This is a genomic window from Methylophaga lonarensis MPL (assembly GCF_000349205.1).
Classification (GTDB): Bacteria; Pseudomonadota; Gammaproteobacteria; order Nitrosococcales; family Methylophagaceae; genus Methylophaga; species Methylophaga lonarensis.
On the sequence record NZ_APHR01000077.1, the window covers coordinates 1 to 23,281 of the forward strand.

Genomic DNA, 23,281 nt, shown 5'->3' on the forward strand with positions numbered 1-23,281 from the left:
CTCTGGCCTTTCGCACCGCATCGGCCAATACTCGACGGATGGGGTGCAGCACGTGAAAGCCCAAGTCTTCCAGCTCGCAACGCATCAGGTTCATGCCCAGTCGCTGGGCGATGGGCGCGTAGATATCGAGTGTCTCATAGGCGATGCGTCTGCGCTTTTCGGGTCTCAGATGACCCAGCGTACGCATGTTGTGCAAGCGATCAGCCAGTTTAACGATGATGACACGGATGTCTTTGGACATCGCCAGCAGCATTTTGCGCAAATTTTCCGCTTGTGCGTGCTCGCGATTTTCGAAGGTCGCCTTGGCCAGCTTGGTCACGCCCTCCACCAGCTCGGCGACTTCCTCACCAAATTCTCGAATCAGATCGTCTTTAGTGAAAGAGGTATCTTCAATGACGTCGTGCAACAGGCCCGCCATGATGCATTCGTAATCCATATGCATCATGGCCAGTACATGTGCCACCGCCAGCGGATGCGTTATGTAACGCTCACCGCTGCGACGGGTCTGGCCTTCGTGTGACTGTTCGGCAAAGTGATAGGCACGACGAATCGACTCGACCTGACTGGATTCCAGATAGTTTGAGGTAGCAAAACATAAATCATCGATGGTCAGTTTGGGCTCGGACTCCTGGATGAAGTCCAGTTCCGAGGCGACCGATGGCTTTGCGCTCACGGCAATCAGTCTTGGCTTTGCAGCTCTTCTTCGCTGACAAAACTCTCTTCAGCGTGCTCACGGGCACTCGCCTTATCGAGAATTTCTGGTCCTGTCAGGCCAGCAGCGATCTCACGAAGCGCAAGTACTGTGGGTTTGTCATTATCAACCGGTACCAGGGGATCATCACCCAAAGCAATTTCGCGAGCACGTTTTGATGCAACCAGCACCAGATGAAAACGGTTATCAACGTTTTCCAGACAATCTTCAACAGTTGTACGGGCCATAAAATTTTTCCTGTCGTTTAAACGATTAATGATACGAAATCAGGCGGGCTTAAGCCAGCAGCTCAGTGAGCAAACGCGCGTGTTGCTGTTTCTGAACTGCAAGACTGTGCCGCCTTGCAACTACCACGGCGCGTAATGCCGATAAAGTTTCCTCAAACACATCGTTGACCAGTAGATAGTCAAACTCGATGTAGTGCGACATTTCATTCTCGGCATCACGCATCCGACGGGCAATAGTGGCCTCATCATCCTGACCTCGATTACGTAACCTTTGTTCCAGTGTGGCGCGCGATGGCGGCAAGATAAAAATGCTAATACTGTCGGCAAAATTTCTGCGGACTTGCTGGGCGCCTTGCCAGTCGATTTCCAGAATCACGTCCAAACCTTCCGCCAGCAAACTGTTCACAGCCTCAGCCGAAGTACCGTAGCTGTTGTCAAACACCGTGGCAGATTCCAGAAATGCGCCTGCATCACGCATCTCGGCAAAGCTTTGCTGACTGACAAAAAAGTAGTCAACACCATCACGTTCGCCCTCTCTTGGCGTTCGAGTAGTATGCGAGACAGACAAACGGACGCGATCATCATCCTTTACCAGTGCTCGAACAAGACTGGTTTTACCTGCACCTGAAGGTGCGGCGACGATAAACAGACTTCCTGACATGATGCAAAACCCCAGAGTTGTGCTGCCTGATATGCAAAGCATCAGGCTGATAGAGTGAATGAGCGATATTGTGCCAGTTTTACCGCTTGCTGACATGCCTTGGGGCGGTTGATTTTTCGTAGCAGCCACTATAACGCGTAAAAATCCACCAATTCTTTAATCCACATAGAGCCTGAGGCCCCTGTAGCGGCAAAAGAAATTTTCAAACAGGATCATTTTTATCCATTCCGCTATTTAAATTAATAATCAATCTCATTATCATATAGATAAATTTTATTTATCTTGCCGGAGCCTGATTTTTATGTTGAAAACAGCTTTAATCGCTGGTGTTGTTGGCTTGTCATCACTGTTGAACCCTCTTATGGCAAACGCTAATGAGGTGAATCTGTACTCGGCCAGAATTGAAGCCCTGATTAAGCCAATATTGGATGAGTTCACCGCTGAAACTGGAATTCGAGTCAATCTGGTGACCGGTGGCGCAGACGAACTGTTGCAACGCCTGCAGAGTGAGGGGCGTAATACACCGGCAGATATTCTGCTGACCACTGATGCTGGTCGTTTGCATCGTGCTAAAGAAGTAGGACTGCTTCAGGCTTTTGCTTCTGAAACCCTTGAACGCAATATTCCGGAAAATTATCGGGATCCTGAAGGCTACTGGGTTGGCCTGTCGATGCGCGCACGCCCCATTATGTACGTTCGAGATCGTGTCGACCCTTCAACACTCTCCAGCTATGAAGACCTCGCAGATCCACGTTGGAAAGGCAAGATCTGCACTCGCTCATCCAGCAATGTCTACAACCAGTCACTGGTTGCTGCCATGATGGCCGCCAACGGTGAGGCTGCCACGGAACAATGGGCTCGCGCCCTGGTAAACAACTTTGCTCGCCCGCCCAGAGGTGGTGATCGCGATCAAATCAAGGCTGCCGCGGCAGGACAATGTGATTTGGTTATTGCCAATACCTATTATCTCGCCGGCATGCTGACGGATAACGATCCTGCTGAACGACAGGCCGCAGAAGTCATTGATGTGTTCTGGCCCAATCAGCAGGACCGCGGCACCCACGTCAATGTTTCTGGTGCAGGACTGACCGCAGCAGCTCGTAATCGTGATGCTGCGATTGCCTTGATTGAATTTCTCAGTGGTGATCGGGCACAACAATGGTATGCAGAGGCCAACGGTGAATACCCGGTACGCGACGACATTGAAATCGGAGAAATTCTCAGTCAATGGGGAGATTTCAAAGCGGATCCTTTGGATATGAGCATCCTCGGAGATAATAATGCACAAGCGCTGCGCTTGATGGATCGAGCTGGCTGGCGCTAACAGCATTTATCTCTGACTGATCCGGTAATTCTCTTTAAAATGGCCTGCAAGGATGCAGGCCAATCACACACGCAGGATGCGCAAGTTGTACCCGTCATTTAGAATAACTCGCTGCTTATATCTCTCGCGCCTTCTGTGGCGTTTCAAACTGACAACAGAGGCGTCGACAAACACTCCACGCAATGAACATCTCAGATACTGATCGGCTGGCCAACAAATCCAGCATCAAATCCCGATGGTCGCTGATGGAAATCAGCATTTTGACACTGGCAATGCTTTTAGCGCTGCCGGTGATTGTTGTGCTGGCCTTTGTTTTTGTACCGACTGGCGACATCTGGCATCACCTTGCAAGCACTGTGCTGAAGGATTACGTGGTCAACTCACTGTGGTTGATGCTGGGAGTTGCCATTGGTACTTTGCTACTGGGGGTCAGCGCCGCCTGGTTGACCAGCATGTGTCAATTTCCGGGACGTGGCGTATTTGAGTGGGCATTGCTGCTGCCCTTGGCCATGCCAGCCTATATCATCGCCTACACCTACACCGGCATGCTGGATTTTGCCGGACCGGTACAAAGCACCTTGCGAGACTGGTTCGGTTGGGGATTTGGCGATTACTGGTTTCCGGAAATTCGCAGCTTAAACGGTGCCGTGCTGATGCTGACGCTGGTGCTCTATCCTTATGTATACCTGCTCAGTCGTGCCGCATTTCTCAGCCAGTCGATCTGCGTACTTGATGTCAGCCGCACACTGGGCAACGGACCGTGGCGAACTTTCTGGCTGGTGGCGGTTCCCTTGGCAAGGCCTGCCATTATTGCGGGTTTATCACTGGCCTTGATGGAAGCCCTGGCTGACTACGGAACCGTTCAATTCTTTGGCGTACCCACATTCACTACCGGTATTTTCAGAACCTGGTTTGGCATGGGCAGCAGCGCAGCAGCGGCACAATTAGCAGCAGGCTTAATGATTTTTGTGTTTGCCCTGATATTCATCGAGCGTTATTCAAGGCGTCAGGCTCGCTATCACCACACCAGTCGTCGTCATCAGGATCTGCGCCGATATCAATTGACTGGCCTGAGCGCTTTCCTAGCATTTCTGCTGTGTTTCTTGATTTTGTTTTTCGGCTTCTTATTGCCTGCGGGTCAGCTACTCAGCTGGACAATCAGCGTGGCAGATTATGTTATTGATGCACAATTTCTGAGCCTGGTGATGAATAGCCTAAAACTGGCAGCGATTGCAGCATGTTTAGCATTGGTGCTGGCGCTATTTCTCGCCTATGGTTATCGGTTGTTTCCAAGCAGGCCCATCCGCTTTGCAGTTCGTCTGGCGGGAATGGGTTATGCCATCCCCGGTGCCGTCATCGCGGTGGGGGTGATGATTCCTTTTGCCTGGATCGATAACACTGTAGATAGCTGGGCGAGACAAAGCTTTGATGTGTCCACGGGGCTTATCCTCAGTGGCACACTGGTGGCTGTTACCTTTGCCTATCTGACCAGATTCCTTGCTGTGTCACTGCAAACAGTCGAGAGCGGACTTGGTAAAATCACCCCTTCCATGGATGAAGCCGGACGCTCATTGGGTTTCAAACCTGTTCAGCTCTTGAGCCGTGTGCATGTGCCAATGTTGCGCGGTTCGCTGTTGACCGCTTTGCTGCTGGTATTCGTTGATGTATTAAAAGAGTTGCCAGCGACCCTGATCCTGCGTCCTTTTAACTTCAATACTCTGGCGGTGCGCGCCTTTGAACTCGCTTCGGATGAACGGCTTGCCGAAGCAGCGCCGGCTGCATTGGCGATTGTGCTTGCCGGTATTATCCCTGTCATTATCATCAGCAAGACCATCACCCGCAGCCGTCAGATCGCTGCTGAACACAGAGATATCGCATGACTATTCAGCTAAACGTTGCTCAAGTTGCCATACGCTATGCAGATCGCACTATCGTTGAGAATATCTCGTTCTTTTTGCGCGAAGCAGAAATCGGCTGCCTGCTTGGCCCATCTGGCTGTGGCAAAACCTCTCTGTTAAGGGCCATCGCCGGTTTTGAGCAAATCAGCTCTGGGCAGATTCAAATTCATGGTCAAACCATGTCAACACCCGAACACACCACTCCCCCAGAACAACGCAATATCGGCATGGTATTTCAGGATTTTGCCTTGTTTCCTCACCTGACAGTCGCAGCCAATATTGCCTTTGGTTTACGCAAACTCCGCCGTGCTGATCGCAATGCCCGCGTGGACGAATTGTTAGAGCTTGTTGAACTCGCACATGCCAGAGATATGTATCCGCATCAATTGTCTGGTGGTCAGCAACAACGCGTGGCTCTGGCTCGAGCGATGGCGCCACGTCCGGACATTTTGTTGCTGGACGAACCGTTTTCCAGTATGGATTCGGATCTACGCGAACAACTGGCAAGAGATGTACGCAAATTACTGCAAAAAGACGGCATCACCGCAATTCTGGTCACTCACGATCAGAACGAAGCGTTTGCGATGGCCGATCATATTGGTGTGGTCGGGCAAGGCCAGTTGCACCAATGGGGAACTGGCTATGATCTTTACCACACGCCCGCAGATCGGTTTGTAGCAGACTTTGTTGGACAAGGCGTATTGCTTCCCGGACAGGTTCTCGGGAAAAATCAGGTCCGGACTGAGCTTGGCGTAGTCAGCGGTGAACTAGAGCCAGGTGACGAGCAAGATGCCACCATGATGGTCGATCTACTGCTTCGTCCTGATGATGTGATTCATGATGATGATAGTAAACTTCAGGCTGAAATTGTTGGCAGGGCTTTTCGCGGTGCGGTCTATTTATATACGCTGCGGCTGGCCAGTGGGCAGCAGATTCTGTGTCTGGTGCAAAGTCATCATCAACATGAAATTGGAGAAATGCTGGGCATCCGACTGGAAGCAGATCATTTACCCGTTTTCCGTCGCTACCCCTCCTGAAACACAGTTTCGGCAGCTACCATTCGACACTGTTAAATTTTTTTGCAATTTTTTTTGAAAAATTGTACTAAAGTACAGTGTGCGCAATACAAAAAGAGCATACAATTAAAACTGTGATGAATGTCACAAAAAAACAAATACTCTCTGGGGGGCATCGTTATGAAAATCGGAAAGACCATTTCAACAATGATGGCCGTTGTTGCAGCAACCTTCTCACTGTCTGTGAGTGCAGCCACAATTGAGCTATCCAACACCACGGCTTACTCATCCCCCCATCCATCGGGGAATCCGTCTGGTGTGATCTCAACTGTCATCAACATCAATGACTACCTGCCTGGTGCCTATCAGGGCTATCTCATTGAAGATGCGACACCTAACGCGCTTAGCCAAAGCCACTTGCAAACTGCATTGAACGCTGCTGGTGCGGGTATCACAGTCAATGACTTCTTCAAGGTCGAACCGGGTCCTGTAGGTGATTTCCTAGATACTTCTTCACTGGGTCTGGCTTTCGAAGGCTTCTTGGTGAAGTACTCTACTTTCACGATGATTGGACTGTTTAGCCCTGCTATCACTAGTCTGAGCTACATCACACATACCGGGCAGGACGTTTCGCACATTGCGTTTTTCAACACGTCAATTTCTGAAGTACCATTGCCTGCAGCTGTATGGTTGTTCCTGCCTGCTTTGATGGGATTCCTAGGCTTCAGACGTCGTCTGACTGCCGCCTAATCAAAGGCGATAAAATAGCTAAAAGCCGTGCCCTCGGGCACGGCTTTTTTTGTTATTCAATGTTCTGAATCTGTTCCCGCATCTGCTCAATCAGTACTTTCAAATCGACCGAATAACGAGTGGTTGATGTATCGATTGACTTGGAGCCCAGGGTATTAGCCTCTCGGTTTAACTCCTGCATTAAAAAGTCCAGTCTGCGACCGACCGGTTCGTTTCTCTGCAATACACTCAACACTTCGGCGACATGGCTTTTTAACCGGTCAATTTCTTCGGCAACATCGGTTTTCTGGGCCAACAGCACCATTTCCTGTTCCAGTCGTTCTGGATCCAGATTGAGATTAAATTCGGCGACTTTTTCCTGAAGCTTGCTGCGCTGCTGGTCGAGAATTTCCGGGAGTCGATCCGCCACTTCATCGGCAATCACAAGAATTTGCTCGCAGCGCTGGCTGATCATCTGTTTAAGTGCTTCTCCTTCACGCTGACGCATCGCCAGCAAATCATCCACAGCCAGTTGCAGACTGTTGATAACGGCATCCTGCAACAGTTCCAAATCCAGCGTGTTGTGCACCATGACCCCCGGCCATTGCATGATGCGCAGCAGATCAAGCTTGGCAGCAATGCCATGTTCAGCAGCCAGTTGATTGTGCGTATTGATCAGCGCTGAAGCCAGGGAGTTATCGAGTTCGACACTGGTTTGTTGCTGTTGTGGTGGTTGATAGCGCATTACAGCTTCGACCTTACCGCGATTCAGCTTGGCAGCAATTACTTTGCGTAATTCGATTTCCAGTGGTCTAAAGCTTTCATCGATGCGAAGTGAGGCTTCCAGATAGCGATGATTGACTGAGCGAATCTCCCAACTGAAAAGGCCCAATTCATTGCGGTGCTCATGTCGGGCATACGCTGTCATGCTCTTTGTCACGGGTGTTCTCCCTGAAATTCAAAACGCCATGTTAACTGATTTTCATGACCGCCGGATGTCGCAACTGAGCTTCGGCAAATTGGCCCATCGCGATTGCTTGCCAGTCCGTATAATAGGACTGATTTTAGTCAAGGAAATAAATTGATATGCGTCCAAGTGGCCGTCAAGCAGATGAACTCCGCCCCATCACGATTACTCGTCATTACACCAAACATGCCGAAGGCTCTGTGCTGATCGAATTTGGTGATACCAAAGTCTTGTGCACCGCTTCTGTTGAAGAACGCATTCCACCTTTTTTACGTGGTACCGGTGAGGGTTGGGTGACCGCAGAATACGGCATGTTGCCTCGCTCGACGGGAACCCGCATGCAACGTGAATCATCCAAAGGCAAGCAAGGTGGTCGTACTATGGAAATTCAGCGCCTGATTGGACGTTCATTGCGCGCAGCTATCGATCTCAAGGCCCTGGGTGAACGCAGTATCACTATCGACTGTGATGTGATTCAAGCCGACGGCGGCACCCGCACCGCCTCAATCACTGGCGCTTATGTCGCTTTGCATGATGCAGTGGACTATCTCATCAAAACCCGCAAACTCAAAAAAAACCCACTGCATGGTCAAGTAGCTTCGGTTTCAGTCGGAATCCACAACGGAACGCCGGTACTGGATCTGGATTATGCCGAAGACTCTTCTGCTGAAACAGATATGAATGTGGTGATGAATGATGCCGGAGCCTACATCGAAATTCAGGGCACCGCAGAAGGCCATGCCTTCCGGGCTGATGAACTACAGGCAATGCTGGCACTGGCTTCAAGCGGAGTCGAACAACTGATGCAAAAACAACGTGAGGCACTGGCCGCGTCATGAATCAAATCGTGCTGGCAACCGGTAATCAAGGCAAGTTGCGTGAGTTCAGACAATTATTTTCTGCGCTTTCAGTGCAGATCGTGGCGCAATCTGAGTTTGCAGTGCCCGTGGCCGATGAAACCGGCCTCAGCTTTGTTGAAAACGCCATCATAAAAGCACGAAATGCCTGCCAGTTTACCGGTCTGCCAGCCATTGCCGATGATTCCGGCATTGAAGTGGATGCCCTGCAAGGAAGGCCGGGCATTTATTCTTCGCGTTATGCAGGTAAAGGCGCAACTGATGCTGATAACATTCAAGCACTGCTCAGAGCACTTGAAGGCATCGAAGCACATGAGCGCACCGCTCGCTTTCAGTGTGTGCTGGTGTTTATGCGTCATGCCAATGATCCAACGCCATTGATTTGTCAGGGCACCTGGCAAGGTGAGATTCTCGAAACACCGACTGGCGACGCCGGGTTTGGCTATGATCCGGTGTTCTGGGTCCCGGAAACTGATTGCAGCGCAGCCCAACTCTCTGCTGAGCAAAAACATGCCATCAGCCATCGAGGCAAGGCAATGCGACAATTCATTGAGGAATTCCAGTATGCCCGTCATCAATAGACGGGATTTCTGAGCGCAGGTATGTATCACTTTCAGCAGCTCCCACCTCTAAGCTTGTACATTCATGTTCCCTGGTGTGTTCGCAAATGCCCCTACTGCGACTTTAACTCACATACCGCACAAGATGAGTTACCCGAACAGGCCTATATTCAGGCACTACTGGCTGATCTCGAGCAAGAATTACCGCTGATTTGGGGGCGCTCGATTCAGACTATTTTTATTGGCGGAGGCACGCCCAGTCTGTTCAGTGCCGAAGCCTATGAAACATTATTTTCGGGTCTGCGCGCATTACTCAATCTGAGTCCGGACATTGAAATCACCCTCGAAGCTAATCCGGGTACCTTTGAAACACAACGTTTCGCTGATTACCGTGCGATAGGCATTAATCGGCTGTCGATAGGCGTACAAAGCTTTGATGCGGCATCGCTCAAAGTCCTGGGCCGTATTCATGACGACCGTCAGGCCATTCGCGCGGCTGAAATCGCCCACCAGGCCGGTTTTGATAATTTCAATATTGACCTGATGTTTGGCTTACCGGGCCAGACTGCCGCCTTGGCAAAGCATGATGTTGAAACGGCAATTGCGCTGGCACCCAGCCATATTTCCTATTATCAACTGACCATAGAACCCAATACGCTGTTTTACCAACAGCCGCCTGATTTACCCGACGAAGATCCACTCTTTGACTGGCAACTCAGTAATCAGCAACGGCTTGCAGAGGCCGGCTATCAACAATACGAAACATCTGCCTACGCTAGAGATGGCAAGCGCTGCCAGCACAATATCAACTACTGGCAATTTGGCGACTACCTCGGCATCGGCGCTGGCGCTCATGGCAAAATTACCAGTGCCGCAGAACAATCGATTCGCAGGCGCGTTAAACAAAAACTGCCCAAAAGTTATCTCAACCATGCCGGAAGCGCTGAATCACTATTGGCTGACACGCTGGTCGAGGTGAATGAAGTTGGTTTTGAGTTTATGTTGAACGCTTTGCGCTTGACCGATGGTTTTGCCACACCATTGTTCATGCAACGTGCCGGTATTCCGCTGGCGCGAATTAACACAGCATTGCAAAAAGCAGAGCAGCTTGAACTGCTTGAGTATGATATTCAGAGAATTCGCCCTACGCCTCTGGGCCAACGTTACCTGAACACGCTGATTGAGCTATTTCTGCCGGAATAGTATGCTTTTGCAATCAATTTCAAGGAGTGGATCATGTTGAAAACCAGCCTGCCAATCAGTGGACTGCTATGCCTGATGCTAATCTCAGCAAGCCATGCAGATGTGCTGTCAATCGCTGATCCACGTTACGAGGTTCCTAACAGTCCTTCTGGCATCCTACGCCCGACACAGGGCATGAATATGCAAACAGTGACTGCGCGTTTTGGTGAACCAGAGCAAAAGTTAGCTGCGGTGGGCGAGCCACCGATTACTCGTTGGGTGTATCCGCAGTTTGAAGTGTTTTTTGAACACCAACTGGTGATTCATTCGGTGGTCAGGCGCGACAGTCTGGAAGACTGATTCTCCAAGCCTGGTCAGCTCAGTCTTCTACGCCAAAGTATTTCACTTTCGCCCAGCGAGGCAATGTGCCGACTCTTGCATGATGCAAGGCATCGGACTCAATCACGATCAGCACAAATACCGTTACCAGCGTCGGTAAAATAGACACGCCGCCGACAATTGCGTAGACCGCTTCACGCATCATGCCAAGGTAAGTGTGCCCCACCCAACCGAAAGCAAATCCAGCAACCATCAGCACCAGCATCCAGGACAGAAATTTGCTCCAGCGACGGGCAATTTGCCAGTGAATATAGGCAAACTCATTGTCTTCACGGCGCATGGTTGAGGATTTGTAGAAGATCACCAACAAACTGAGTGCCGACAGCGCCGGCACAATCAGCAGGTACTTCATATAAGACTGGCCGAGTGTGGCGATGCCAGCAAACAACAACATGTGATTACCAATCAGGTTAATCACAAAAATATCGTGCGGTGTTCTTGCCTGGGAGCGTTGCTGTTCAGTCGGCTCAGGTAAATGTGCCATTTTATTTTGCCAGATTGTTCAAAATCGCATCGCGTACTGCAGCTAGATTAGCATCAACAGTCACAACAGGCGAAGAACTTTGTTTGATGGCAGTGTCAGGATCTTTCAGACCATGTCCGGTCAACGTACACACCACTGAACTGCCCTCAGGAATCTTGCCGCTGTTGATATCACGCAGCGCACCTGCCAGTGAAGTTGCCGAAGCAGGTTCACAGAAAATACCTTCTTTTTCTGCCAGCAGCTTCTGGGCAGCCAGGATTTCTTCATCACTGCACTCATCAAACCAGCCACCGGACTCTTCTTTGACCTTCCAGGCCATATCCCAGCTTTGCGGATGACCAATTCGAATAGCGGTTGCCACAGTTTCAGGATCGTCTACCATGTGGCCACGTAAAAACGGTGCACTGCCTGCCGCCTGATAGCCAACCATTTTCGGACGATTACCTACGATGGCACCACCCGCATATTTGCAGTGACCGTTGCAGTACGCACAGGCCTCGGTGACGTGATCGCCACAACCGGAAGAATATTCGCAGTAACCAATCCAATGTGCGGTGATATTACCGGCATTACCCACTGGCAAACAGTGATAATCCGGTGCACGCCCCAGCTCTTCAACAATTTCAAAAGCCGCGGTCTTCTGTCCCTGCAAGCGATAGGGATTAATAGAGTTAACGATGGTCACCGGCGCTTCTTTGGCCACTTCCTTGACCAGTTGCATGCCTTCATCAAAGTTGCCTTTGATCTGGATGACCACAGCGTTGTGCATCATGGCCTGAGCCAGTTTACCCTGGGCGATTTTGCCATCCGGGATCAATACAAATGCGGTAATGCCAGCACGCGCAGCATAGGCCGCGGCGGCGGCTGAAGTATTACCGGTTGAAGCACAGATAATCGCTTTACTGCCCTCTTCAACGGCCTTGGTGACCGCCATGGTCATGCCGCGATCTTTGAATGAGCCGGTTGGATTCAAACCTTCGTATTTGACATAGATATCGACATTTTTGCCGATGAGTCTTGGAATATTGTTGAGTTTGAGCAGTGGAGTATTGCCCTCACCAAGACTTATCAGCCGGGTGTCATCATTTACCGGCAGGCGATCGCGATAACGCTCAATCAGTCCGGTATAACGGGGTCGAAATGCCATCTGTGTGTCCTCTTGATTCTGTTTTTATATAACGAGCCTGTGGCCTGTTGTTTTTATCCCAGGGTTTCCATGCGAATCCGCATCACAGGTGCGGTCACAGTGCCCAAGGCTTCGATTTGAGCGATTGCTTCGTCCATATTCTTTTCAAGTACAGGCTGGGTCAGCATGATGATGGGAATAAGACCTTCATGCTCTTCGGGCTGTTTTTGCAGTATTGATTCGATGTTGATGCCTTGTTCGCTCAGTATGCGAGTGATATTGGCTAACACACCGGGTTTATCTTCGCTGTGAATTCTCAAATAGTAAGAAGTCACCACCTCTGCGATCGGCAAAATCGGAGTGTCCTTGAGCGCATCGGGTTGAAAGGCAAGATGCGGTACACGATTTTCCGGGTCAGTCGTCAAGGCTCTGACTACGTCGACAATGTCGGCCACAACAGCAGAAGCTGTCGCCTCGGAGCCTGCGCCAGCACCGTAATAAAGCGTTGGTCCCACAGCATCGCCCTTGACCACCACGGCATTCATCACGCCGTTAACATTAGCGATCAGACGTCGATGTGGAATCAGAGTTGGATGCACGCGCAACTCAACACCACGATCAGTTTTTTTGGCGATACCCAGATGTTTGATTCGATAGCCAAGCTCAGCTGCGTACTGCACATCTTCCTGTGCGATTTTGCTGATACCTTCTGTGTAGGCACTGTAAAACTGCAGCGGAATACCAAAAGCTATCGATGCCATGATGGTCAGCTTGTGCGCCGCATCAATGCCCTCAACGTCGAATGTCGGATCAGCTTCGGCATAACCGAGTGCCTGTGCTTCAGCCAGTACATCGGCAAAATCACGACCTTTGTCACGCATTTCGGTCAGGATAAAATTGCCAGTGCCGTTAATGATGCCCGCCAACCACTCGATGCGATTACCGGCAAGACCTTCACGCATTGCCTTGATAATGGGAATACCGCCAGCCACTGCCGCTTCAAACGCAATGGTCACGCCTTTTTCCTGAGCCAGCGCAAACAACTCGTTACCATGCATGGCAATCAATGCCTTGTTGGCTGTGACCACATGCTTGCCGTTTTCAATGGCTTTGCTTACCAGCTCTTTGGCAACACCAGTACCGCCAATCAGTTCAACCACAATCTGAATGTCTGGATCATTCACTACCGAGAAGGCGTCATCGGTCAGTTTGATACCTGAAAGATCGCAGTTTTTCGGCGATTGCAGATCCTTGTCAGCCGCGACTGAAATTTCGATATCACGTCCGGCACGACGAATTATTTCCCTGGCATTACGTTTGAGCACACTGACAGTGCCGCTGCCCACAGTTCCCAGGCCAAGAATCCCGATTTTCACCGATTGCAAAATTAAGCCCCCTGATCTCGTTTCATCATGTCACGAATGCCGCGAATGGCTTGTCGAGTACGGTGCTGGTTTTCAATCAGACCGAAACGAACATAGTCATCGCCATACTCACCAAAACCAATACCGGGAGACACAGCGACCTTGGCATCGATCAGCAATTTTTTACTGAACTCCAGAGAGCCCATCTCGCGATACTGTTCCGGAATTTTGGCCCAGACAAACATCGTGGCTTTAGGTTTTTCTACTGCCCAGCCGATAGCGTTTAATCCATCACACAGTACATCGCGGCGTACGCGGTAGGTTTCCGTGATCTCCTTGACACACTCCTGTGGGCCTTCAAGTGCGGTGATGGCCGCGACTTGAATTGGCGTAAACATGCCGTAGTCAAGATAGGACTTCATGCGAGCCAAAGCCGCAACCAGCGTTGGATTTCCTGACATGAAACCGACACGCCAGCCTGGCATATTGTAGGTTTTTGACAGGGTATAAAACTCCACCGCGACATCGATAGCACCGGGCACCTGCAAAATAGAAGGCGCTTCGTAACCGTCAAAGGTGATTTCACCGTAGGCCAGATCGTGAATGATCCAAATCTGATGTTCCTTGGCGAACTCGATAACACGCTCAAAGAATGCCAAGTCGACGCACTGTGTGGTCGGGTTGCCCGGGAAATTGAGCACCAGCATTTTGGGTTTTGGCCAGGAATCCTTGACTGACTTTTCCAGTTCGGCAAAGAAGTCGACATCCGGCGTCAGTGGCACGTGACGGATATCAGCGCCAGCAATCACAAACCCGTAGGGATGAATCGGATAGGCCGGGTTGGGTACCAGCACTGCATCGCCCGGTCCAACTGTCGCCAGAGCTAGGTGGGCAAGCCCTTCTTTGGAGCCGATAGTCACAATGGTTTCGGAATCCGGATCCAGCGTCACATCAAATTTGCGCAGATACCAGTCGCAAATCGCTTTGCGAAGCCGCGGAATACCGCGTGATACCGAGTAACGATGTGTGTCAGGGCGCTGCGCGGCCTCGACCAGTTTGTCGACGATATGTTGCGGTGCCGGACGGTCAGGATTACCCATCCCGAAGTCAATAATATCCTCGCCTCGCGCACGCGCTTTTGCTTTCAAATCGTTTACAATGTTGAATACATAAGGCGGCAGACGTTTGATTCTGGGAAATTCGTCGTTCAACTGGACACCTGCGATAAGCTAGAGCGGTTGGCAAACCAAGCAAAATAACTGAAAATCGATATTACATCAAATTCATTTAAGACTTCGGAAGACTATGAGCGAACAGGAAATATTGTACAACACGATTGTGCGAGAACTGGAACAAGGCAAACTGGTTTTACCGACTTTACCCGAGGTTGCCTTTAAAGTTCGCGAAGTCGCCAAAAACCCCGATGCCAGCACAGCTGAGCTGGCTGACGTCATCACGACTGATGCGGCGCTCTCCGCCCGTCTTATCAAAGTCGCCAACAGCCCGCTATATCGCGGCCGAGTGCCTATTGAATCGGTGCATATGGCAGTCGGCAGACTGGGCCAGGACATGGTCAGAAACATGGTCACCACCCTGGTCATGGAACAATTGTTCAAAGCAAAATCTCCCAAACTGGAAAAACGGCTCAGAGAACTGTGGAAACACAGCACTGAAGTCGCCGCCTTGAGTCGGGTCATTGCCAGCAAGCAAAAAGATATCCTGCCAGATGAAGCGCTGCTGGCTGGTTTGATTCACGATATTGGCGTCATGCCTATCTTGATGAAAGCCCAGGATCACCCGGAAATGCTTGAAGACAGAAAAAAACTCGACACACTGATTAGCAACCTTCACGGCAAAATCGGTGAAGCCATTCTCAAGAAATGGGAATTCCCAGCGAATCTGATTGCAGTTGCCGCCGAACATGAAAATCTGAATCGTAACAGTGGTCCAAATGGTCCAGATCTGGTTGACGTGGTACAGGCTGCAAACCTGCAAAGCTACTTCAACACCGATAAAGCGCTTGACCCGAGCACGCGTCACAAGGTGCTCGCTTTTGAAAAGCTGGGCATTGATACCGGCATCAGCGTGGCTGAACTGGACGAAAACAGTGCTGAATACGCTGAAGCACTGGCATTGTTTGAGAACATGTAAACTCGGCTGGCAATACCAGGCCAGCAGCTAAACCAGCAATGCCGTTATTCGGTCATATGCTGATGGAGATGCGATGGCAGGTTCTGAAAACACAGGATTAAAGGGCATCATCAAGCGCCTGCTGGCAGTGATCCTGATATCGATGGTGTTAGGCAGCACCTGGTTCTATGTTTATCTGATTGTCGGCTTGTCCAGTACCTATCTGGCAATGCCCGCGCCGCTTTGGGAAGCGCTGAAAAGTCTCACGCCTTTTTTAATCGTCACCGCGGGTATTCTGTACATTGCCAGTTGGCGCGGAGCGGCCTGGCTGCTCTATGGACTCAGCCTGTTGTTAATCGTGATTGCACTGGTCTATGACCGGCATCGCACTCAGGTCGAGCAACAAAAACACATCGAAAACAATCAACGTGCCGCCGAACTCGCCACAGCAGATGCCGAACAGGTGCTGCTATGTTCCAATGGCGAAAAACTGCTGGTCGTCAGTAGCTTGGGTACCACAGAACAAATTCCGGTATTGGATATATTGCTGGTCAGACAGGATGGTCAATTACAACAACGCCCGCTGGCAACCACCGGTTTGAGGGATGTGCCACGTATACAGCCAGACATGGACAAGTATCTGGACGGTACGGTTGAGTGCCGAAATGAAGCTTTCAGCTCAGCCGCAGGGCTGGTCGACTATCTGCAACAATTCATTGCCGACAATCAACCGCACTTATAGCAAAATCATTGTAACTGTGACTTGAGCTGCTTCTTGCGCGCTTCGCCTATGGCATTCCAGTGGAGATTGCTCAGAGCCCCCTCAAAAGAATAGAGGTAATAACAGACAGGTAAAGTCTCGTCTGGATAGCGGGACTTGATCAAGCGATGTGCTTCAACGGCTCCCAGGCGACGTAAATCTGCTTCAGTGAATATGCCCACTTCATTGAGTCTGTTTGCGAGTTTCTGACCAATGTTTTTAAGTTGCATCAGTTGATTAGTCGCCATATGCCTCGTCCTCAAACACCTGTTTGGTATAGGCGGCACTGTCCATTTCAACAATCTCGACCGTAATCGACACCGAACCCAACACCAATTCGCTGACTGCCTGCAAGATTTCTGAGGACAAATGTTGCTTCTGTGACACAGAGCGGCCCTGGTGCAAGCGAACGGTCACATGAATGAAGTCGCTGATTTTTTCATCGAGGATAAACAGATCATAACCCTGCGCCCGGCTTTTGATATGGGCAGGTACAAACAAACCTGAGTCTTCAGCCACATCATGCACTGTGCCCAGCAACTCAGCGGGTGAGAGGCGATCTAACAGAGTGTTGGAATATTCAACGATACAATGTGGCAAATGACCTGCTCCCGATTTGTCATTTCAGTTTAATACAATGATTAATGTACTTGTTTTAGCTTCTGATATTGCCATCCGAACAATGCACAGGCAACATGTCATCACGCCTACCTGATCAGGAGCATCGCCGTGCAACGACTATCACTCTATTCACTGTGCCTCGGTACCAGTTGTTTTTTTGCCGCAGCGGTTATGGCCGACACGCCCAATCTGACCCCGGGACTGTGGACACACACCACCACCTCGACTATCGAAGGTCCGGTCAGCTTTCCGGCACAAACTGAAACACATCAGGAATGCCTGAAACAGGATGATCTCGATAAAGGTCTGGATCTACTGGACTTGCCTGATGACTGTGCCGTATCAAAAGCAGACATCAGCCGTGATCGGATGGATTTTGCCATGCAATGTAATGTCGAGGGCATGCAGGCCAAGTTCACCGGACATGCGACTTTCCACGGTGATCGCATGCAAGGGCAAATGAACAGCGATATGGATACCCCGATGGGCAAAATGCAAATGAACATGAACTACACTGCCGAACGCGTGGGTGATTGTTAGCGAGGGCATCTGATCATGCTTCAGGGCTTATCTCCAATGTATATGCCCAGCCTAGGCTGGCGATGGCTGCTTGCTGTTATTTTGCTGATAAGCCTCAGCGGCTGTCAGACCAGTCCACCCGTGGACACAGCAAGTTCGAGAGACTATCGACCCTATTTTCCAACACCTGATGTCCAAGATCCCACCACCGCCGCATTGCAGCTGCTTTATCAACAGCATTACCTCTGGCATGGAACGCCTTACCGCATAGGGGGTAACAATCAAAGCGGCATTGATTGTTCTGGTTTTGTTCAGGTGACCTACCGGGATGTATTTGGCATAGATTTACCACGAAGAACAGATCAGCAAGTGCATGTTGGCAGACAAATCACAAAATCTGAGTTGCAACCGGGTGATTTGATTTTTTTCAGAGAAGGTCGTCATGTCGGCATTTATCTGGAAAACCGTAAATTCCTGCATGCTTCAACTCGCCGGGGAGTGATTATCTCCAGTCTGGATAACAGCTATTGGTCGCAGCGCTTCTGGCGTGCGGTGCAAATCCGTGACCATGGCTACACCACTTCAGCCTATCAGCCATAATGTCGGCCGATCCTTACTTGCTTGCCCACACCGGCATTTTTGTCATCCTGATGACGCTGCTGGTGCAATGGTTTATCGCCAGTAAAACCAAAGCCTCACAATCCGGTGCCATTCCCGGCAAACTGGATCCTTCCCTTAGCCATGAGTCTTTTGTATTCCGGGCACACCGCACCTTTCAGAACTCACTGGAAAACCTGCCGCTGATGTTAGGCACTACCTTTTTGGCATTATTTATCAGTGCAAATGCGCTATGGACCGGTATCTTTATCTGGTTATTTGCAATGGCTCGAATCGGCCACATGGCACTCTACTATGCCATTGCTACCGAGACGAATCCCAGTCCGCGCACCTGGTTTTTTATGCTTGGCCTAATCGCCAATGTCGGGCTTCTGGCCCTGTGTGGCGTCTCATTCCTGCCTTGAACCACAATCACGCAGCATGCTCAATCACAAGGGTACTTCTTGACAGCCTTAGCAATAGCAGCGAGATTGGTTTTCAGGTGAAACAGCAACATCAGCACAGCCAGCAAAAACAAGGTCAGCAGTATTAGCCCGTCGAAACAGCTTCCCCAAAGCGTTCGACCCACCAGCAGTACACCCAGCGCAGCACAGACAATCTGCACACCATCCAGCACAATCATCTGAGCCAGCACATCACGCAGTTGAGATTTGACAGCTTCATTGCCGGTTGCCGCTTTGTTGAGCTCCACTCGTTTTTCCGCCAGTTGCTTATACGGCACAGTGCGAATATAGGCCACCACCGCAAGCAACAGCGTCAATAATGCAAATTGCGATGTTCCATCCAATACAGATTCAGTCATTGCAGCGTCCTCACATTAGAAAAAGGCCCGGCCTGACCAGGCACTGTTGAATAAAACGCTATAAACTATTAAAGCAAGTTCATGACAGTTTTTCAGAGAAACATGATGACGATAAGCGCTTTTCGCGGGCACCAGCCCAAACTGGGGAAAAAGGTCTGGATTGATGACAGTGCGGTGGTGATTGGTGATGTTGAGATCGGCGATGACAGCTCCGTCTGGCCACTGGTATCAATTCGCGGCGATATGCATCAAATCCGCATCGGCAAACGCACCAGTATTCAGGACAATTCCTGTTTACACATCACGCATGCCAGTGAGTTCAAGCCAGAGGGCCATCCCCTGTTCATTGGCGATGATGTCACCATCGGTCACATGGTGATGTTGCATGGCTGTACCATCGGCAATCAGGTCCTGGTGGGCATGTCTTCAACCATTCTTGATGGCGCAGTGATTGAAGATCAGGTGGTCATTGGCGCAGGTTCACTGGTGCCACCCGGCAAACGACTCGAATCCGGTTATCTCTACTACGGATCACCGGTCAAGCAGATCCGCCCGCTGACCGCTGCTGAACTCGACTACTTTCTGTATGCCTGTCAGAACTACGTCAAACTGAAAGACGAGTATCTCTAGGTCGTTGACTCAGGATATCCAGCGCCGCAATGCGGTAGGCTTCAGCCAGGGTTGGAAAGTTGAATGTGTTTTCAACAAAAATATCCACTTCTGCACCTTTCAGCATCGCCATCTGCCCGGTGTGAATCAGTTCGGTCGCTCCTTCACCAACACACATGATGCCGAGAATTTCTCGCCCTGAACGATCTGCCACAATCTTCAACATGCCTTCGGTGTTACCGGAAATCTGCCCTCGGGCAACTTCCGAAAAATGGGCAATGCCGACCAGAATATCCGCGTCCTGTTGTCTTGCCTGTTGCTCTGTCAGGCCCACCGATGATAACTCGGGGATAGAATAAATGCCGGCTGGAATCAAATGGCTGAATTGAGCCGTTTCAAGTCCAAGAATATTGCAGGTGGCTCGCCTGCCCTGCTCCATCGAAGCCGAGGCCAGAGACGGCGAACCAATCACATCCCCTGCTGCATAGATATTATCCACCGCCGTTTGCAGACGCTCATTGACACTGATAAGCCCACGCTCATTGACTGACAATCCGGCATTTTCCAGGTCCAGATGATCCACGTTAGCCAAACGTCCGGCCGCACACAGCAGCTTTTGGCTTGTCACCACCCGGCCGCTTTCACACTCGGTCACCACCTGACTAATACCATCCCAATACACTTTGCTGACTTGCTCACTACCCAGCCAGGTACCGCCCATCGCTTCAAAGGCTCTCACAAATGTATCGGTCATATCCTTGTCGAGAAATCCTAGAGGATTCGGGTAGCGATCAATCATCGTGACCTGCACCCCAAGCGCCTGAAAAATAGACGCATACTCACTGGCAATCACCCCGCCACCAAGTACAGTCAGACTGGAAGGTAGATAAAGCATCGACAGTATCGAATCACTATCCAGAATATGTTCGTGATCAATCGGCACATTATCCGGGTTTCTCGGATATGAACCTGTGGCGATAATAATATGCGGTGCACGAATCGTTTGCAGGCTGCCATCAACATGGGTTAGCGCCAATGAGTATCGATCGACAAATCGAGCACGGGCATGCAGTCGCACCACATGATTACGGGTGATCTGTTCCAGCATGTATGTGTGATGAGATTTCAACACTTCATCCAGCCGGTCGATCAGCGTCACCATTTCAGTATTCTCATCCAGTGAGAATTTTGCCAATGCGGCTGTCTGCCGCATGTTTTTAACCCGCAGTGCATTTTCCCTGAGCGTTTTGGATGGAATAGTGCCTTTGTGTACGCAAGCACCACCAAACATGCTGTCCTGTTCGATAATGGCAACTGATTTGCCTGCCTTGGCGGCTTGTATGGCTGATTTCTGACCGGCCGGTCCACTGCCTATGACGATAAAGTCATAATCATATTCACTCATGCCGTCAGACCTTTCAGCCGCTGTTCGATCACTTCCTGCATCGACAACAACTGCTGAGTTTCCTCTGGATAGATATTGAGCTGATTGATCGACGGCAATTCACCAAACTGGGACAGTTCTGCGGTTTGGCCTGTGAACATGGCTTCGGCAAAATGTTTGGCCGCATCAACAACTGCGGCCATTTTAGAAGCGGCGCCATCACTGAATGGACTTGCCAGGTGTTCGATAGTATCCACGACCAACGCTGGCATGTGCCAGCGCCGTACCACCATAGTCGACACATCCAGCCAGTATTGGTCTTCCAGCCTGTGAACCTCGGCAGGATCAAGCGCCAGATTATCTTGCGAAGCAATATCTATCAGTGTTTGCAAAATGGCCGGGCGGCCAATCGAATGAATCAAACCTGCCAGGAAGGCCACTTCCACGTTGACACGGCAGTGACGGGCAATCTCCTTAGCCCACAGGGAAGTCGCCAATGCATGATGCCAGTTGGCTTCCACATACGTTTCATAACCGGGGGTATTAAAAAGCTTGGCGCTGAGAACCGCGGAAATAGCTATCTCACTGATCACATTCATGCCCAGCCGGGCAATTGCCTGCTGCAGTGAGACCAGATTAGCCATCGGCGTGTAAGCAGCCGAATTGGCAATCCGCATCACATGTCCAGCCAAGGCAGGGTCACTTTGAATTAACTGCGCCATTTGACTGGCATCAGAGTCTTTATCGTTAGCCAGCGCAAATGCCCGATTGGCAATCTCTGGCAACATGGGCACTTCAACAAAGCCCTCAACAATTGCCTGCTTCAGTAAATCCTCCAGCGTCAACGGCTGACCAGTTTCTTGATTATCGTCTTGCATCTCTCAAATCCATTTATGACAAAGGTCTTGGTTTTATATGACGTTCAGAACTCTTTGGTTCTGTTGTTCCACAGCGAAACTACCACTAATCATGCGGTTGCGTCTATCTGCCTGTCATGTTGAGAAATGGGAGATACACAAAAAATTGTGCGGTGCTCAATCTCCGAGGCCTTGCTCGTTATCATCAAGGTGCCAGATGATCGTCATCTTGTTCGACATCAGAATCTGTTAAGCGCCTTTTGATGCCGCTCCCAGCTGCTGGGATGCTTCAACATAAGTGTCAAAGTTCTGGATATAGTCATCCATATTCAATTCCAGCATCCGCCGATATTCGTTAACAAAAAACTCAACGGTTTCATCACGAGCCTTTGCCATGTCCTGACCATTCGTCCAGCCAGAAGCGGTAAACCAGGCACTATATCTGGCCAAACCATACATAAACGCAGCGCTGACCTGTCCGGCTTCCACACCTTGCTGCATATGCTGATTGGCTATTTTGATAAATTCATCTGCACGATCAAAAAACTCTTTGGGTACTTCACTCATGGGATTACTCACTCTAAAAATGGCTGGCCGATGTGCCGCCGCGAAAAACAAATCAGAGTAAACACCACCGTACACCGTCAGATACAGCACATTTCACAACAGTTACCGGGAACTGTTCCTGTCCCTCGTTGATAACAACTGAGCGCCAGCGGAATGCAGTCAAACACTCAACAAAACAGACCCTTCATCACTGAATCATATCTCTAGAAGTTGATAAAACGATTTAGCCTCATTCAGGAGTTTCGCAATAACTCCTCGGGTAGAGACACCTCAATAAACCATTTCGGCTGCATCGCCTCAAAATCAGTACGGATGTTCGATGGCAAATAACTCGCCGAGTCGAGTACATAGGACTCTTCTGACACTCTTGTGAATACCACCCAATGCCAGAAATTTTTGTCATTCTGTTGATGATGCTTGATGGCTAACAGTGCCAGATCCGGCAAAGTGGCCCAGGAGGTGAATTCAAACTCAGTTGCCGAGCACTGAACACCTTCGCTGGCTAGCAGCGTTCGCACATACTGAGTCTCTGACCAAAGCGCTTCATCTTCTGCATATATCCCCATTTGATTGGCGATTGCTTTCATTTCTGAATAGGACTTGCCCAAAAGGCAAGCAACTGCGGCAATGCCACAACCGCTGACCTCTTCTTGTATCACTGGTTTTAACATGTGTTTTTTCCAAAAAATTCTGCGACCCCAGATCACAATAACAACAGAAAGACCATTCTGTAGACAAATCAGAACATTATGTTGAAAGATAGTAGTTAGTGAACAACTGATAAACCAGCAAGCATCATGAATACAGGGAGTTTCAAATGCGGGTACTGATTGTTGATTTGAATAATTTTTCTCGTTATCCGACCTCTGTCGGTTATCTGACCAGTGTACTCAGACAACACGGGCACG

General features: G+C 50.1%; 29 protein-coding genes. 14 read left to right on the forward strand and 15 right to left on the reverse strand.

Features of this window, described 5'->3' with window-relative positions:
* From MPL1_RS12145 to gmk, 3 genes are all read right to left on the reverse strand, one after another.
* The coding region (locus tag MPL1_RS12145; RefSeq protein ID WP_009727429.1) for an HD domain-containing protein at nt 1–673 on the reverse strand (673 nt) is incomplete at its 3' end.
* Between the two features lie 5 nt (nt 674–678).
* Complete coding sequence (rpoZ, locus tag MPL1_RS12150) at nt 679–939, reverse strand: DNA-directed RNA polymerase subunit omega (RefSeq protein WP_009727430.1); 261 nt, start codon at nt 937–939, stop codon at nt 679–681.
* A 49-nt stretch (nt 940–988) separates the two neighbouring features.
* Entirely contained in the window at nt 989–1,600 is a 612-nt protein-coding gene (gene gmk / locus MPL1_RS12155; protein WP_009727431.1) for a guanylate kinase, read from the reverse strand.
* Between the two features lie 301 nt (nt 1,601–1,901).
* On the opposite strand from gmk, the gene MPL1_RS12160 reads away from it, so the two are divergent.
* The 4 genes from MPL1_RS12160 (at nt 1,902) to MPL1_RS12175 (ending at nt 6,588) form a co-directional block, all read left to right on the forward strand.
* On the forward strand, nt 1,902–2,924 hold the full coding sequence (locus tag MPL1_RS12160; RefSeq protein ID WP_009727432.1) for a Fe(3+) ABC transporter substrate-binding protein: 1,023 nt from the start codon (nt 1,902–1,904) through the stop codon (nt 2,922–2,924).
* Between the two features lie 182 nt (nt 2,925–3,106).
* Entirely contained in the window at nt 3,107–4,804 is a 1,698-nt protein-coding gene (locus MPL1_RS12165) for an ABC transporter permease (protein ID WP_009727433.1), read from the forward strand.
* Nucleotides 4,801–5,859 carry an ABC transporter ATP-binding protein gene (locus tag MPL1_RS12170; protein ID WP_009727434.1) on the forward strand — a complete coding sequence of 353 codons (1,059 nt, stop codon included), beginning with the start codon at nt 4,801–4,803 and terminating at the stop codon, nt 5,857–5,859. Before MPL1_RS12165 ends, MPL1_RS12170 begins: the two co-directional genes overlap by 4 nt.
* 120 nt (nt 5,860–5,979) lie before the next feature.
* Nucleotides 5,980–6,588 carry a VPLPA-CTERM sorting domain-containing protein gene (locus MPL1_RS12175; RefSeq protein WP_235045588.1) on the forward strand — a complete coding sequence of 203 codons (609 nt, stop codon included), beginning with the start codon at nt 5,980–5,982 and terminating at the stop codon, nt 6,586–6,588.
* A gap of 52 nt (nt 6,589–6,640) precedes the next feature.
* On the opposite strand, the gene MPL1_RS12180 is transcribed toward MPL1_RS12175, so the two are convergent.
* The gene (locus MPL1_RS12180) at nt 6,641–7,495 is read right to left on the reverse strand and encodes a YicC/YloC family endoribonuclease (protein WP_009727436.1); all 855 of its coding nucleotides are present in this window, start codon (nt 7,493–7,495) and stop codon (nt 6,641–6,643) included.
* A 158-nt stretch (nt 7,496–7,653) separates the two neighbouring features.
* Here MPL1_RS12180 and rph point away from each other — a divergent pair, with 158 nt between their 5' ends.
* From rph to MPL1_RS12200, 4 genes are read left to right on the forward strand one after another with little or no spacing between them, the layout of a single operon-like run.
* Nucleotides 7,654–8,373, forward strand: a complete 720-nt coding sequence (rph, locus tag MPL1_RS12185; protein WP_009727437.1) for a ribonuclease PH — start codon at nt 7,654–7,656, stop codon at nt 8,371–8,373.
* Complete coding sequence (rdgB, locus tag MPL1_RS12190) at nt 8,370–8,972, forward strand: RdgB/HAM1 family non-canonical purine NTP pyrophosphatase (RefSeq protein ID WP_009727438.1); 603 nt, start codon at nt 8,370–8,372, stop codon at nt 8,970–8,972. The genes rph and rdgB overlap by 4 nt, the downstream gene beginning before the upstream one ends.
* 21 nt (nt 8,973–8,993) lie before the next feature.
* Entirely contained in the window at nt 8,994–10,154 is a 1,161-nt protein-coding gene (hemW, locus tag MPL1_RS12195; protein ID WP_009727439.1) for a radical SAM family heme chaperone HemW, read from the forward strand.
* A 33-nt stretch (nt 10,155–10,187) separates the two neighbouring features.
* A complete protein-coding gene (locus tag MPL1_RS12200; RefSeq protein ID WP_009727440.1) occupies nt 10,188–10,493 on the forward strand; it encodes a hypothetical protein in 306 nt (101 codons plus the stop codon).
* Between the two features lie 19 nt (nt 10,494–10,512).
* Here the strand turns inward: MPL1_RS12200 and MPL1_RS12205 are convergent, their stop codons facing one another.
* From MPL1_RS12205 to alaC, 4 genes are read right to left on the reverse strand one after another with little or no spacing between them, the layout of a single operon-like run.
* Complete coding sequence (locus tag MPL1_RS12205) at nt 10,513–11,016, reverse strand: hypothetical protein (protein WP_009727441.1); 504 nt, start codon at nt 11,014–11,016, stop codon at nt 10,513–10,515.
* Between the two features lies 1 nt (nt 11,017).
* Nucleotides 11,018–12,163, reverse strand: coding sequence for a threonine synthase (thrC, locus tag MPL1_RS12210; RefSeq protein WP_009727442.1), 1,146 nt, complete (start codon nt 12,161–12,163; stop codon nt 11,018–11,020).
* A gap of 53 nt (nt 12,164–12,216) precedes the next feature.
* On the reverse strand, nt 12,217–13,527 hold the full coding sequence (locus tag MPL1_RS12215; protein WP_009727443.1) for a homoserine dehydrogenase: 1,311 nt from the start codon (nt 13,525–13,527) through the stop codon (nt 12,217–12,219).
* Between the two features lie 2 nt (nt 13,528–13,529).
* On the reverse strand, nt 13,530–14,717 hold the full coding sequence (alaC, locus tag MPL1_RS12220; RefSeq protein WP_009727444.1) for an alanine transaminase: 1,188 nt from the start codon (nt 14,715–14,717) through the stop codon (nt 13,530–13,532).
* Between the two features lie 94 nt (nt 14,718–14,811).
* Here alaC and MPL1_RS12225 point away from each other — a divergent pair, with 94 nt between their 5' ends.
* The gene (locus MPL1_RS12225; RefSeq protein WP_009727445.1) at nt 14,812–15,657 is read left to right on the forward strand and encodes an HDOD domain-containing protein; all 846 of its coding nucleotides are present in this window, start codon (nt 14,812–14,814) and stop codon (nt 15,655–15,657) included.
* 73 nt (nt 15,658–15,730) lie between these two features.
* Nucleotides 15,731–16,378 carry a hypothetical protein gene (locus MPL1_RS12230; protein ID WP_009727446.1) on the forward strand — a complete coding sequence of 216 codons (648 nt, stop codon included), beginning with the start codon at nt 15,731–15,733 and terminating at the stop codon, nt 16,376–16,378.
* 5 nt (nt 16,379–16,383) lie between these two features.
* Here the strand turns inward: MPL1_RS12230 and MPL1_RS12235 are convergent, their stop codons facing one another.
* Both MPL1_RS12235 and MPL1_RS12240 read right to left on the reverse strand, forming a co-directional pair.
* Nucleotides 16,384–16,644 carry a TfoX/Sxy family protein gene (locus MPL1_RS12235; protein WP_009727447.1) on the reverse strand — a complete coding sequence of 87 codons (261 nt, stop codon included), beginning with the start codon at nt 16,642–16,644 and terminating at the stop codon, nt 16,384–16,386.
* Complete coding sequence (locus MPL1_RS12240; protein ID WP_009727448.1) at nt 16,634–16,996, reverse strand: 5-carboxymethyl-2-hydroxymuconate Delta-isomerase; 363 nt, start codon at nt 16,994–16,996, stop codon at nt 16,634–16,636. The genes MPL1_RS12235 and MPL1_RS12240 overlap by 11 nt, the downstream gene beginning before the upstream one ends.
* 129 nt (nt 16,997–17,125) lie before the next feature.
* Here MPL1_RS12240 and MPL1_RS12245 point away from each other — a divergent pair, with 129 nt between their 5' ends.
* From MPL1_RS12245 to MPL1_RS12255, 3 genes are read left to right on the forward strand one after another with little or no spacing between them, the layout of a single operon-like run.
* Nucleotides 17,126–17,557 carry a DUF3617 domain-containing protein gene (locus MPL1_RS12245; RefSeq protein ID WP_009727449.1) on the forward strand — a complete coding sequence of 144 codons (432 nt, stop codon included), beginning with the start codon at nt 17,126–17,128 and terminating at the stop codon, nt 17,555–17,557.
* A 15-nt stretch (nt 17,558–17,572) separates the two neighbouring features.
* A complete protein-coding gene (locus tag MPL1_RS12250; protein ID WP_200858811.1) occupies nt 17,573–18,136 on the forward strand; it encodes an NlpC/P60 family protein in 564 nt (187 codons plus the stop codon).
* Complete coding sequence (locus MPL1_RS12255; RefSeq protein ID WP_009727451.1) at nt 18,136–18,558, forward strand: MAPEG family protein; 423 nt, start codon at nt 18,136–18,138, stop codon at nt 18,556–18,558. Before MPL1_RS12250 ends, MPL1_RS12255 begins: the two co-directional genes overlap by 1 nt.
* Nucleotides 18,559–18,578: 20 nt before the next feature.
* Here MPL1_RS12255 and MPL1_RS12260 read toward each other — a convergent pair whose 3' ends face one another.
* The gene (locus tag MPL1_RS12260; protein ID WP_009727452.1) at nt 18,579–18,956 is read right to left on the reverse strand and encodes a hypothetical protein; all 378 of its coding nucleotides are present in this window, start codon (nt 18,954–18,956) and stop codon (nt 18,579–18,581) included.
* A 105-nt stretch (nt 18,957–19,061) separates the two neighbouring features.
* On the opposite strand from MPL1_RS12260, the gene MPL1_RS12265 reads away from it, so the two are divergent.
* On the forward strand, nt 19,062–19,586 hold the full coding sequence (locus MPL1_RS12265; protein WP_040577160.1) for a gamma carbonic anhydrase family protein: 525 nt from the start codon (nt 19,062–19,064) through the stop codon (nt 19,584–19,586).
* Here MPL1_RS12265 and sthA read toward each other — a convergent pair.
* The 4 genes from sthA to MPL1_RS12285 all read right to left on the reverse strand — a co-directional run bounded on the left by sthA (nt 19,561) and on the right by MPL1_RS12285 (nt 23,044).
* On the reverse strand, nt 19,561–20,970 hold the full coding sequence (sthA, locus tag MPL1_RS12270) for a Si-specific NAD(P)(+) transhydrogenase (RefSeq protein WP_009727454.1): 1,410 nt from the start codon (nt 20,968–20,970) through the stop codon (nt 19,561–19,563). The genes MPL1_RS12265 and sthA overlap by 26 nt on opposite strands.
* Nucleotides 20,967–21,827, reverse strand: coding sequence for an HDOD domain-containing protein (locus MPL1_RS12275; protein ID WP_009727455.1), 861 nt, complete (start codon nt 21,825–21,827; stop codon nt 20,967–20,969). The genes sthA and MPL1_RS12275 overlap by 4 nt, the downstream gene beginning before the upstream one ends.
* Nucleotides 21,828–22,055: 228 nt before the next feature.
* Nucleotides 22,056–22,373 (reverse strand): DUF3144 domain-containing protein, encoded by a 318-nt coding sequence (locus MPL1_RS12280; protein WP_040577158.1) that lies wholly within the window; start codon nt 22,371–22,373, stop codon nt 22,056–22,058.
* Between the two features lie 233 nt (nt 22,374–22,606).
* Complete coding sequence (locus tag MPL1_RS12285; RefSeq protein ID WP_009727457.1) at nt 22,607–23,044, reverse strand: cysteine peptidase family C39 domain-containing protein; 438 nt, start codon at nt 23,042–23,044, stop codon at nt 22,607–22,609.
* Between the last annotated feature and the right edge of the window lie 237 nt (nt 23,045–23,281).

Bases quoted from the DNA above. Each gene is read 5' to 3' on its own strand.
- rpoZ (WP_009727430.1), bottom strand. From the start codon at position 939: ATGGCCCGTACAACTGTTGAAGATTGTCTGGAAAACGTTGATAACCGT.
- MPL1_RS12225 (WP_009727445.1), top strand. From the start codon at position 14,812: ATGAGCGAACAGGAAATATTGTACAACACGATTGTGCGAGAACTGGAA.
- MPL1_RS12200 (WP_009727440.1), top strand. From the start codon at position 10,188: ATGTTGAAAACCAGCCTGCCAATCAGTGGACTGCTATGCCTGATGCTA.
- MPL1_RS12180 (WP_009727436.1), bottom strand. From the start codon at position 7,495: ATGACAGCGTATGCCCGACATGAGCACCGCAATGAATTGGGCCTTTTC.
- MPL1_RS12175 (WP_235045588.1), top strand. From the start codon at position 5,980: ATGTCACAAAAAAACAAATACTCTCTGGGGGGCATCGTTATGAAAATC.
- MPL1_RS12250 (WP_200858811.1), top strand. From the start codon at position 17,573: ATGCTTCAGGGCTTATCTCCAATGTATATGCCCAGCCTAGGCTGGCGA.
- gmk (WP_009727431.1), bottom strand. From the start codon at position 1,600: ATGTCAGGAAGTCTGTTTATCGTCGCCGCACCTTCAGGTGCAGGTAAA.
- MPL1_RS12235 (WP_009727447.1), bottom strand. From the start codon at position 16,644: ATGGCGACTAATCAACTGATGCAACTTAAAAACATTGGTCAGAAACTC.
- MPL1_RS12205 (WP_009727441.1), bottom strand. From the start codon at position 11,016: ATGGCACATTTACCTGAGCCGACTGAACAGCAACGCTCCCAGGCAAGA.
- thrC (WP_009727442.1), bottom strand. From the start codon at position 12,163: ATGGCATTTCGACCCCGTTATACCGGACTGATTGAGCGTTATCGCGAT.
- MPL1_RS12170 (WP_009727434.1), top strand. From the start codon at position 4,801: ATGACTATTCAGCTAAACGTTGCTCAAGTTGCCATACGCTATGCAGAT.
- MPL1_RS12285 (WP_009727457.1), bottom strand. From the start codon at position 23,044: ATGTTAAAACCAGTGATACAAGAAGAGGTCAGCGGTTGTGGCATTGCC.
- rph (WP_009727437.1), top strand. From the start codon at position 7,654: ATGCGTCCAAGTGGCCGTCAAGCAGATGAACTCCGCCCCATCACGATT.
- MPL1_RS12230 (WP_009727446.1), top strand. From the start codon at position 15,731: ATGGCAGGTTCTGAAAACACAGGATTAAAGGGCATCATCAAGCGCCTG.
- MPL1_RS12260 (WP_009727452.1), bottom strand. From the start codon at position 18,956: ATGACTGAATCTGTATTGGATGGAACATCGCAATTTGCATTATTGACG.
- MPL1_RS12265 (WP_040577160.1), top strand. From the start codon at position 19,062: ATGACGATAAGCGCTTTTCGCGGGCACCAGCCCAAACTGGGGAAAAAG.
- sthA (WP_009727454.1), bottom strand. From the start codon at position 20,970: ATGAGTGAATATGATTATGACTTTATCGTCATAGGCAGTGGACCGGCC.
- MPL1_RS12160 (WP_009727432.1), top strand. From the start codon at position 1,902: ATGTTGAAAACAGCTTTAATCGCTGGTGTTGTTGGCTTGTCATCACTG.
- MPL1_RS12165 (WP_009727433.1), top strand. From the start codon at position 3,107: ATGAACATCTCAGATACTGATCGGCTGGCCAACAAATCCAGCATCAAA.
- hemW (WP_009727439.1), top strand. From the start codon at position 8,994: ATGTATCACTTTCAGCAGCTCCCACCTCTAAGCTTGTACATTCATGTT.
- MPL1_RS12280 (WP_040577158.1), bottom strand. From the start codon at position 22,373: ATGAGTGAAGTACCCAAAGAGTTTTTTGATCGTGCAGATGAATTTATC.
- MPL1_RS12255 (WP_009727451.1), top strand. From the start codon at position 18,136: ATGTCGGCCGATCCTTACTTGCTTGCCCACACCGGCATTTTTGTCATC.
- rdgB (WP_009727438.1), top strand. From the start codon at position 8,370: ATGAATCAAATCGTGCTGGCAACCGGTAATCAAGGCAAGTTGCGTGAG.
- MPL1_RS12275 (WP_009727455.1), bottom strand. From the start codon at position 21,827: ATGCAAGACGATAATCAAGAAACTGGTCAGCCGTTGACGCTGGAGGAT.